Source organism: Blastocatellia bacterium, assembly GCA_025054955.1.
Classification (GTDB): Bacteria; Acidobacteriota; Blastocatellia; order HR10; family J050; genus JANWZE01.
In genome coordinates, this window is sequence record JANWZE010000011.1 from 21171 (window position 1) to 31824 (window position 10654).

At 55.4% G+C, this 10654-nt stretch carries 12 protein-coding genes; all 12 read right to left on the reverse strand.

The genetic code is table 11. The features are described 5' to 3' along the window. Window positions 1-804 (reverse strand): hypothetical protein, encoded by an 804-nt coding sequence (locus tag NZ823_01050; GenBank protein MCS6803714.1) that lies wholly within the window; start codon window positions 802-804, stop codon window positions 1-3. Between the two features lie 5 nt (window positions 805-809). Then, complete coding sequence (locus tag NZ823_01055; protein MCS6803715.1) at window positions 810-1532, reverse strand: CDP-alcohol phosphatidyltransferase family protein; 723 nt, start codon at window positions 1530-1532, stop codon at window positions 810-812. A 29-nt stretch (window positions 1533-1561) separates the two neighbouring features. Further along, window positions 1562-2062 carry a transcription elongation factor GreA gene (locus NZ823_01060; GenBank protein ID MCS6803716.1) on the reverse strand — a complete coding sequence of 167 codons (501 nt, stop codon included), beginning with the start codon at window positions 2060-2062 and terminating at the stop codon, window positions 1562-1564. A gap of 365 nt (window positions 2063-2427) precedes the next feature. Next, window positions 2428-2571: a hypothetical protein gene (locus tag NZ823_01065; protein MCS6803717.1), complete on the reverse strand. Its 144-nt coding sequence runs from the start codon at window positions 2569-2571 to the stop codon at window positions 2428-2430. Window positions 2572-2876: 305 nt separating this feature from the next. Further along, entirely contained in the window at window positions 2877-3068 is a 192-nt protein-coding gene (locus NZ823_01070) for a helix-turn-helix domain-containing protein (GenBank protein MCS6803718.1), read from the reverse strand. Beyond that, on the reverse strand, window positions 3061-3642 hold the full coding sequence (locus NZ823_01075) for a CvpA family protein (protein ID MCS6803719.1): 582 nt from the start codon (window positions 3640-3642) through the stop codon (window positions 3061-3063). The genes NZ823_01070 and NZ823_01075 overlap by 8 nt, the downstream gene beginning before the upstream one ends. Continuing rightward, the gene (locus tag NZ823_01080) at window positions 3639-4532 is read right to left on the reverse strand and encodes a phosphoribosylaminoimidazolesuccinocarboxamide synthase (GenBank protein MCS6803720.1); all 894 of its coding nucleotides are present in this window, start codon (window positions 4530-4532) and stop codon (window positions 3639-3641) included. The genes NZ823_01075 and NZ823_01080 overlap by 4 nt, the downstream gene beginning before the upstream one ends. A gap of 107 nt (window positions 4533-4639) precedes the next feature. Beyond that, window positions 4640-7462, reverse strand: coding sequence for an excinuclease ABC subunit UvrA (gene uvrA / locus NZ823_01085; GenBank protein ID MCS6803721.1), 2823 nt, complete (start codon window positions 7460-7462; stop codon window positions 4640-4642). Between the two features lie 317 nt (window positions 7463-7779). Continuing rightward, window positions 7780-8445 (reverse strand): periplasmic heavy metal sensor, encoded by a 666-nt coding sequence (locus NZ823_01090; protein ID MCS6803722.1) that lies wholly within the window; start codon window positions 8443-8445, stop codon window positions 7780-7782. Between the two features lie 22 nt (window positions 8446-8467). Further along, window positions 8468-9145 carry a zf-HC2 domain-containing protein gene (locus NZ823_01095; protein ID MCS6803723.1) on the reverse strand — a complete coding sequence of 226 codons (678 nt, stop codon included), beginning with the start codon at window positions 9143-9145 and terminating at the stop codon, window positions 8468-8470. A gap of 20 nt (window positions 9146-9165) precedes the next feature. Beyond that, window positions 9166-9711 carry a sigma-70 family RNA polymerase sigma factor gene (locus tag NZ823_01100; GenBank protein MCS6803724.1) on the reverse strand — a complete coding sequence of 182 codons (546 nt, stop codon included), beginning with the start codon at window positions 9709-9711 and terminating at the stop codon, window positions 9166-9168. 168 nt (window positions 9712-9879) lie between these two features. Beyond that, complete coding sequence (locus tag NZ823_01105) at window positions 9880-10470, reverse strand: XTP/dITP diphosphatase (GenBank protein ID MCS6803725.1); 591 nt, start codon at window positions 10468-10470, stop codon at window positions 9880-9882. Window positions 10471-10654 lie beyond the last annotated feature (184 nt).

Genomic DNA, 10654 nt, shown 5'->3' on the forward strand with positions numbered 1-10654 from the left:
TTATCGCTGGGGTTCGGCTGGAGGTATGGCTTCTGTCGGTAATTCAGAGACCGAAACGATCACACCGTCTCGCATGATAATGTCATCGGCTGTTCCAGCGATGCCGTCAGGACCGCGAGACCGCAACAGATAGTGGTCAAACGGCAGCGGCACAGCGCTTGATGCGACGACAGCCGAGAGCGGCTGGTAATCAAGCGGATTCTCCCAATAGTCGAGCACAATGCGTATCTCAGGGTCCATTTCTTGCAAGTCAATCAGGCTCGTCGGGTATGATCCGTACTGTTGGCGATACAAGGTGATCGCGTTGGTGAGTTTATACATCATCGCTTCCGTGTACATCCGTTGTTTAATGCGGCGGTTTTCCAACAAATCCGGGATGCGCGCGGCGAAGATCGAAGCGTTGATCAAACAAGCAGCCAGTGAGAGTCCGAGCCCGGCGCGTGCCAATCGTCGTCCGCCAAACTCGTTTGGGCGGGTTGTAGCCAGGCGCAACCCTTTCCAGGCCAGGTATGCAGCCAGCAGCATGACCGGAAGGAAGAAGCGGGCCAAATAACTGGTCGTGAGGAAGAGCTCCCAACGCCACGTCTGGTTGGTGAAATAGAGCGCCCGGCCCGTGATCACCAGTTGAATGATGATGGCCAGCATGATGAGGGCTGTCGCCGTCAGACCATATCCCAATCGGGGAACTTGCACCATCGGGGCGACAATCGGCGGGCCCACCCAGCGCGCGCCGCAGCTACAGGTGGTTGCCGAGACCAGTTCTTTCTCACAGCTTGGGCAAACGATGATGTGATGTTTGTCCATGCGGTTCATGCCTCTTTATTTTTGTGGGAGAGATACACCCATTCATTAGCGGCCGGCTTGGCCGAGACAGATTGCCGTGATGCGACAACCGATTCGCTCGGCGGGGTCGCCGGTTGCAGTTGTTTCCACGTGTAGTACATCCGATGTGCGACAGTCCAATGGGACAAAACCGCCAACACCCACAGCACTGCCGGCATCTTGTGAAAGAAATAGCTCGGGCCAATCCATGGAGCTTCGGTGAAACAGCCGATGATCAGAAGCACCATTCGTTCTGGCCGCTCCAGGAACCCGACTTTGCATTCAGCGATGAGCGATTCGGCGCGCGCCCGTGTGTAGCTGACCATGACCGACCCCATCAAAGCAATACCCGTCAGCGCCACATAGAGCGTGCTGTGGTGTGCCGTGTCACGAGCATAGAAGATCATGATGCCGATGAACACGACTAAATCTGAATAGCGATCCAACACCGAATCAAAGAATGCGCCAAATTTGGTCACGCGCTGCGTGCGCCGAGCCAGCGAGCCATCCAAAATGTCGAACGCGCCGGCGACGATCAACACAAGGCCGGCATAGAAAAATTGACCCAGCCCAAAGAGCACCGCAGCCAAGATGTTCACCACCAGCCCGAAGAGCGTGAGAAAATTAGGACTCAGGTTAAACCGGGCAAGTGAGACCACCAGACGGTCGCGAGCGCGACTGCCAATGGCTGCAATGTGTTCACTAATCATGGGACTGTCCTGGTCCGGCGTTGTTGCCTTCAGCGCTCAGACGCTGTGTCCAGTGACTGCTGCTCCATTTCTTCGTGAATCGTATGTAACTCGACGATTTCCATACGTCGGCGGCGCGTGGGTGTTTGTACCACAACCTCGTCGCCCTCCGCTTTACCCAGCAGACTGGCTCCAACAGGCGATGAGACGGAAATGTAGCCCTTCTCAGGAGCCACTTCAGCGCCGATGGAGAGTCGGTAGGTAAAGGTCTCCCCATTTTCCAGATCAACCAGCTTGACGGTTGAGCCATAGGCCACGCGATCTCTAGGCAGATTGTTGATGTTAATCAGCGAGAGTTCAGCCAACTGCCGTTGCAGTTGAGCGATTCGAGCGCGAACGAATTCTTGCCGTTGCTTGGCCGCCTGATAATCGCCGTTTTCACGCAAATCGCCGTTGGCAATCGCTGCCTGTAACGCCCGCGGCAACTCGACCGTGAGTTCGGTTTGTAGCGCTTTTAATTCTTCTTCCAGGCGCTCAGTAATTTTGCTCACCGTTCGTGACTCCTTTTTTGAGATCTCTCTTCAAGTTTGTTGCTAGTATAGTCTATTTCCGAGGTTTTGCAAAGTCCGATGGGCGTTCCTGTTCAGCGGAAACAGAGGTCCCAGAGGTCGGCCAATGAAAAACTCGGCGTCAGTTAAAACCGATTGCGGAGGAAAAGACCACATGGTTTGTGGGACATCGCTGTGTAGGTGCCCGCTGAGGTGTGGTGTTTTTGTGTTGCGGCGACGCATGTTTGTAGGGGCGTCGCTGTGTGGACGCGCGCTGACTCCGAGCCGTGGCGGCGGCTGCCCCCGCCCACCAACGGGTAGCCAGATGTATAACGTCTGGAATCGCTGACCGACGATCCATCGCGCCTTCAGCAGGCGCTGCCTCGTTCTTCCATCAGCTCGTTCGTGCTGTTCCATCGCTGGCCACGAACGCGCTGCTCTGGCGCCTCGGCAATGCGCCACCATTGTTCGATCCGCTGTCCCAGACGTTGCACGACTGGCCATCTTGTCACGGGCCGCTCGTGCGGCCTCTGGAGGGCGCCCCACCATCATAACGGTGTCATACGAATACGCACAGAAAATCGGAGACTGCCATTTGGATGTTCTGCTCCTGCTCTCCATGTCGCTTCATCAATTATGGCCTTTCTCCGGGCTACTGGTATAAGTCCTGAGCAGTGGCGTAGCGCATGTGGCCGCCATGGCCGGCAGCAGGCAACTGTATGGCAACCATTGGCCAACACCAGACCCTGATGTGGCCGCTCAGCAGCGCGATGAGCGATTTTCCGTACAACCACTTGCTCCGCTCGGTCTTTACTCTTCAGCCGCGCGTGGATGCCGCGCGAGCTTTTTTCTTATAGGATTTAACTCTGGCGCTAACCGTATTGCGATGAATCCCAAGAAACTTAGCCGTCTTGGAGAGATGCCCGTTGTGGCGTTCAAGCGCCTTCATGATAAAGGTCCGTTCAAATGCCGCCAACGCATCTTCCAACCGAATACCGCCCTCAATCATTTCGTCTACCAGGGACTCCAGTTTTGCCTTTAGTGTCATAACGACGCCCCATTGGTGCTACCAATTCACGATGCTGCAAGTATTGGTAGCCTTCGAAAAATTGATCCCTCAACTCCTTTGATGTGGCCATAGTTAAAACCTCGGCGCCTTGGTGCAAGTATGGTGCTGACCGTGCCTGCGCGACTATATCTGGCTGCACAGGAAAAGCGGTGAGCGCCACGTAGACGACTGAACAGATTAACCAGCCGCGGGCCAACCCGAACGCGCCGCCGGCAAGGTGGTCAATCCAACTCAGGTGAGTTTTTTTCAGAAATGCGCGTGTCATTCGCCCTGTCGCTATGCCGCCTGCAACGACCCCCACGAAGATGAGCAGAAACGCCATCAGCATGGCGGTTACCTCCGATTCTGTCCACGGGCGCACGAGGCGTTGCAGGTGCGGATACAAGAGCGACGCCAGAATGACTCCAACAAGGGCGCTGGCCAGACCCCACACGCTTTGCACAAATCCCTTAATCAGGCCAGCCAGCAGTGACAGGCCGACCACAGCAATGACGATGTAGTCGAACGTTGTCATAGCGATTGCCCTGTGATCCGTCGGTATGCCTCCAAGTAACGTTCTGAGGTTGCCTGGACGATGGCAGGCGGAAGCGCTGGCGCCGGCGGTGTTTTGTCCCATGCAAGCGTTTCCAGGTAATCACGCACGAACTGTTTGTCGAAAGATTCTTGCGGTCGTCCTGGGCTGTATGTGGCGAGGTCCCAAAAACGGGATGAGTCAGGCGTCAGTGCCTCGTCTATCCACATCAGGTGGCCATCGCGTAGGCCAAACTCAAATTTGGTGTCGCATAGGATCAATCCGCATCCGAGCAAATGGTCGGCTGCGAGTTGGTAGAGGCGAAGACTCACGCTGCTGAGTTGTTTCGTTAATTCAACGCCAATCTGGTTGGCCATGTATGCTTCCGAGACATTGACGTCATGGCCGGTAGCTGCTTTGGTGGCCGGCGTGAAAATCGGCTCAGGCAAGCGAGCTGATTCAACGAGTCCCGCTGGAAGTCGCCGACCTCCGATGCTGCCGCTTTGCTGATATTCTTTCCAGCCGGAGCCAGCCAGGTAGCCTCGAACGACGCATTCAAACGGTATCACGTCGGCGGCGCGAACCAGCATGGATCGTCCACGCAGATACTCATGCTGTTTGAGCAATGGCGGAAATTGCTCGAAGTCAGCCGTCACCATGTGGTTGGGCACGACGTCACGGAACTTGTCAAACCAGAAGCGAGACAGTTGTGTCAGAACTTCACCTTTGCGCGGGATGCCACTGGGTAACACGCAATCGAATGCGGAAATCCGGTCGCTGGCGACCAGCAGCAGGCGGTCGGCATCAACCTGGTAGACATCCCGGACTTTCCCTTGCTTCAAGCGAGGGAAAGCACGAAGCTCCGTTGTCAACACTACAGCCGGCTGATTCATTTGTCTTGCTTCCTTCAGTTACCCGCTCGGAACCAAACTTTCACGTACCCTCCGTATCCGAGGCCCGGAGTAATGTAGCATAGAGGTTGCGGGTCTGTGAAGCAGAACTACGTCAGAGAGAGCATCGGCGCTAAAAATTTTCCGGTCAACGAGGCTGATGCCTTGACAATCTCTTCGGGTGGGCCTTGAGCAACCACGAAGCCACCGGCATCACCGCCGCCGGGCCCTAGATCAATGATCCAATCAGCGCATTTAATCACGTCCAGATTATGTTCAATAACAATGATAGAGGCTCCTGTGTCGAGCAATCGCTTGAAGGCTTGAAGGAGGCGGTTAATGTCGTCAAAGTGCAGGCCAGTGGTCGGCTCGTCGAACAAGTAGAGCGCGCGCTTTTGTTCGGTCCGAGCCAAATAGCTGGCCAGTTTAATGCGTTGAGCTTCACCTCCCGAAAGCGTAGTGGCCGATTGTCCAAGCCGCAGATAGCCAAGCCCTACTTCCTCCAATAAGGCCAATCGGTCGCTCACACGGGGAGAATCGGCAAACACCTTCATTGCGTCACGAACCGTCAAGTTCAGTACCTCGGCGATGTTCAGTCCTTTGTAATGAATATCCAGGATCGAAGCTTGAAAGCGAGTTCCGCGACACTCCTCGCATACCAGTTCGACGTCGGCGAGAAACTGCATTTCAATTGTGACAGTGCCGTCCCCTTTGCAGGTTTCACAGCGTCCGCCAGGGACATTGAACGAGAAGTGAGCCGGCGTCAATCCGCGCGCCTTGGCTTCGCGCGTGGAAGCGAATGCTTCACGGATGCCGTCGTAGGCTTTCGTGTAGGTGGCCGGATTGGAGCGCGGCGTGCGGCCGATCGGCGATTGGTCAACCATGACGATGTCGTCCAGGAAACGGATTCCTTCCACGCTTCGCACCGCGCCCACGGCGCGATCCCATTCGCCGCGTTGCCTCATCAGGTTGGCATAGATGACGTCGCTCATCAGCGTGGATTTGCCTGAGCCGGAGACGCCCGTGATGCAAACAAATAGGCCCAACGGGATGTCCAGATCAATGTTCTTAAGGTTGTTGGCACAAGCGCCTTTGATGCGCAACGCCACGCCGGGGCGTGGCAGGCGTCGTCTGCTGGGTATCGGAATGCGGAGTTGGCCACTGAGGTAGCGACCTGTCAGCGAATCTGCTGCACGTTCGGCTGCGGCCACGGGTCCTTGAAAAATCACGTGCCCACCCGATGCTCCGGCCCCCGGCCCAAGGTCAATCAGCCAGTCAGCCGCGCGCATCATCTCGGCGTCATGCTCCACGACGATAACGGTGTTACCAATGTCGCGCAGGTTGTGCAGGATGTTGATTAACCGATGATTGTCGCTCGGATGCAACCCGATGCTCGGTTCATCCAGCACATAGAGCGTGCCGACCAACGAAGCGCCTAAGTTCGTCGCCAGTTGAATGCGCTGCGACTCGCCGCCAGACAGCGTCGAAGAGAGCCTGTCCAGAGTGAGGTAATCGAGGCCAACCTCGACGAGCACAGATAACCGATGATTGATTTCGCTCAACAGGCGTTCGGCAATGGCCGCTTGTTCGGGCTCCAGCGTTAGCCGCTGGAAGAATTCCCAGCACTGCCGAATGCTCATGGCGCAGACCTCAGGCAGTGTTTTGCCACCAACCTTGATGTTCAAAGCCTCGGACTTCAGGCGGGTTCCATGACAATCCGGACACGTTGCGTAGCCACGGTACTTGCTAAGAAACACTCGAACGTGGACTTTATATTTCTTCGTCTCTAACCAGTCAAAGAACCCACGAACACCGCCATAGTTTCGACTACCGTTAAAAATCAAGTGCTGTTGCTGTTTGGTGAGCTTTGCAAACGGCACGTTGGTTGGGATGCCTTGGTTGTAACAAAACGCTAACAATTCCGACTGCGCCCATTCAAATTGAGGCTTGCTGAATGGCTCGATTGCGCCTTCGGCAATCGAAAGGGCTGGATTTGGAACGACCAAGTCAGGATCAAAGGTGATGATGTTGCCGAACCCTTGACACGTTGGGCACGCGCCATAGGCGCTGTTGAAACTGAACAAGCGCGGCTCCGGCGTAGCGTATTTAATGTCGCAGGTTTTGCACTCAAACGCTTCTGAGAACCGCCAGCGTTGATGACCGTCGCCGACCGTTTGGATCAGGGCCGTCCCCTGGCCTTCGCGGTAGCATAGCTCCAGCGAATCAATTAACCGCGAACGCATGTCAGGGGTAACAACTAAGCGGTCTACAACAACAAAAACATCATCAAGCGCCGCAAACGGAGCTGCATCAATCGAAGTGAGTTCGATCATCTGCCCGTCGCGATAAAAGCGAGTGAACCCACGTTGCATGAGACTCATCAGGTGAGCCTGAACTCTGAGCCGTTGACCATCAGCTTGGCCGGCGCGTTTCTTGCTCTCGGTCGAACTGGGCATGCCAGCAGCCGCCGGGAAGAGCACCAGAAAGCGCGTCTCGGCAGGCAACGCGCTGACGCGGTCAGCAATACTCTCTGGGTTGTCGCAGGTCACAACCTGTCCACATTTTCGACAAATCGTGACACCAACGCGAGCAAACAACAGTCGTAGGAAATCATACAGCTCCGTCTGCGTGGCGACCGTTGAGCGCGGATTTCGAGGCGGCGATTTCTGCTGAATCGCGATGGCTGGACAGATGCCGATCACTTCGTCAACATCGGGTTTATCCATTCGCTCCAGAAACTGCCGCGCATACGATGAAAGCGACTCGACATACCGCCGTTGACCTTCAGCATAGATCGTATCAAACGCTAGACTGGATTTTCCTGAACCCGACACGCCAGTAATCACAGTCAACTTGTTCAGCGGGATTTCGACCGTCACGTTCTTCAGGTTGTGAACACGCGCGCCTTTGACAATGATTGCTTTTTCGCTCATAGCAGAAACAGCCAAGTTTAGCCGACCGACACGTGGGAAGCAATCGGCAGCCAAGGTAATAGCGACGTGACAAGAATCGTCTCGCGACAGCCTTCAAGAGAATTCCCCATGAGCCTCGTGCTCGCCACGAAGGATGAAAAGAGAAGAATTCTTTCGTGGCGTTCGCGTGTTTCGTAGGCTATTTTTTCGGCGAAAGCGCCTATGTGCGACGGTGCGCCACAATAAAAGTGAAGTCCGGAGATCGCAGCGTCTACTGAGAGCCTTCTGCCCTCTCTGGGTCCTCTGTGGTCATTTCAGGGGCGTGTGCGACTCGGCGCTCAGTTCAATGGACGGTCTCTGTCGTTGAGCAGTTCTTGATTGAGTTGGCGTTCTTTTTGGCGGATTTCGCGTCGCAATCGTCTCAGTTCGAGTTGCCGCGCTTGCAGGTTTCTGAATTTTTCAATTTGTTCGGGCGTCAAAATAGCGCGAAACGCACGTTCCGATTCGGCCTCAGCTTGCATCAATTCTTGTTGTTTGTCCAGCACCTGACGCATGCGCTGCTCGACTAGCTTCTGGTCGTAAGGTTCATTGAATAGCGCCTGAACGTATGCGTCTCGTCGTTCTTCCAGCTCGTCGCGCAGTTGCGCGTTGCGCAGTCCGAACCGTTGATGAAGGCGTCGCACTTTTTGCATTTGCTCTCGCGAGAGTCCAAGCGCGCGCAACAGTTGAATGCGGTCTGGTCCCTGTGCCATCAAGTCTCGCTCCACCGGGAGGCGAGCCTCAATCGGTGGCTTCTGAACAGGCACTGGTTCGCCCTCCAAATGATCGTCCAGTTCCCCCTGTGGCTCTCGTTGAGCGAGTCGTTCTTGGCGCTGCTGTTGTCTGAGCGCCTTCAAACCCTGCTGAGGCGGGGCTGCCAACGTCGGAGGTGTGCTCCCTGCGATCAAGAGGCTGCTGCTCAACAGGGCAACCATGCTCACGATGATTATGATGGAACGTTGCATAACACCCTTTCGCCTCCTTCAATCAATACCCGTTCCCATTGCTCCCCCCCAGCAGGTCGGTCAATGTGGTATAGGAACGCTGGGTTTGATTAGTTAACTCGTACAACTGATCAGCCTGTTCTTGACGCAGCATTGTGGCCAGCTTGATGAGCCTTTGTTGGTGTTCCGCTCGCATGGCGTTGGCCAAGGCTGCCAATTGGGCGGCCAGCTTCTGCTCGCGTATCTGTTCAGTTTGTTCGATTGCCGCGGTGACGATGGCCTTCACTTGATCTTCAGTCAAGGCTGCCGGCGCCGTTGGCGTCCGCTGTAGCACATTGGCGCCCGCCGTTGTCGTGTTCGACCTTGGAGGCAACAAGCTGGCGCTGAACTCAAAGCCGCCCTGCGCGTTGGTTGCCACTCGCACGTTGAACAAAGCCAACAACAACATGGTCGCGGCTGCCGCAGTGGCCAACTTGAGCCAGATGGGAAATGTGCGGAACGCATCGAGCCAGCTTTGCTTGGGCTGAATCGCCACTGTGATATGCGGCACGCCTTCCAGTGGCCATGAGGCGAGCGCTTGTTTCACTTGACGAAAATCGGCCACATCCCGCTGGCAGGGCGGACAGGCCGCCAGATGCTGCTCAAACGCGCGAGCCTCCTCTGGCTGCATTTCGTCGTATAGATAACTCATCACCAGTTCTCGATGTTCATTGGTCATCATAGGTCTCTCACATACTCCCTTTAGATGGCATCTCGGAATACGGCCAGTCGCTGCCGAAGTTGATCCAATCCGGTATACAGTCGCGTCTTGGCCGTGCTGACAGGGATGTTGAGAACTTCAGCAATTTCTTGGAATGTCATCCCCTCATACTCTTTCATGATAATCACCTGCCGCATCTCATGCGGCAGCGCTGCTAACGCCCGACGAACCCGCTCGATGCGCTGAGCTTTCTCGATCTCCTCCGGCGTGGCGCTCTCAACAGGAATCGGCTCAGTTTCTTCTAGCCCCACGGTCCGCGCGTTCCGTTCGCGAAGCTTCGTGTGGCAGCAGTTGAGCGCGATCCGATACAGCCAGGACGAGAATTTTGACTTGCCGCGAAACTGGCTCAGATTGCGATAAACAGTCAAAAAAATTTCTTGCGACGTGTCGCGCGCATCTTCCACGTGACCCAGCATTCGATAAGCCAGCCCATAAACCTTCCGCTCCCAGCGACGAACGAGCAAGCTAAATGCCTCGACCTCACCTGCCAGCGTACGTTGCACAATTTGTTCGTCGGTCAGTTCCATGCCACGCCTCTTTTCCTGCTGCCACGCAATAAGACGAACGATTGTAAGAAAAAGTCGGAAATCTTTGCCAGGATTATGAGAATCAGAATGTTCGTCTTAATTCGGCTTGTCCAACGGCCTCCGAACGAGAACGGTCTTGCAGAGACCAGCCCGGCAGAGCTGACTTTGTTAATCTCGGTTGTCCAACCACTCTAACAAAAACTGCCGGAGCTGTTGCATCGCGCGGCCACGATGGCTGACGGCTGATTTCTCGTGCGGACTCAATTGAGCGAAGGTTCTTCCCAACGGTGGATATTCAAACACAGGGTCGTATCCAAACCCACCCTCGCCTCGTGGAGCGTGAGTGATCCGTCCTGGGCATACGCCAGTGAATGTTTTCTCCAATTGATTGGGTCCGACCAGTGCAATGACGCAAACGAATTGAGCGCCACGTTCTCTGTCCGGCACGTCTCGCAAGGCATCAAGTAACTTGGCGATTCGTTGCGCGTCGGTGGCCTGTGGGCCAGCATATCGAGCCGAGTGAACGCCGGGCGCGCCACCCAGCGCAGCGACTTCCAATCCTGAATCGTCAGCAATTGTCATCAGGCCGGTATGCTGATGATAGTAGCGGGCTTTCAGTAGTGCGTTGTCAGAAAATGTGCTTCCGGTTTCTTCCACCGCTGGCAGGTGGGGCCACTCTGACAAGTCATGAATGGCGAGATCAAGTCCTTGCAGGAGCTGGCGAATCTCTTGAGCTTTGCCGGTATTATGAGTGGCCACCAGCAGGGAACAAGGCCTTCTTGTTGAAGAGTTGCTCATGTTGACTGGGATGGCGCTCAGAAATGATGAGAATCAATCACAGGCGGGAACGCCTGTGCCACATTCTCAAGAGACTCACCCCTATGCGATGGCACGCCACAAGAATGAAAATCGAGCACAGGCGGGAACGCCTGTGCCACATTCT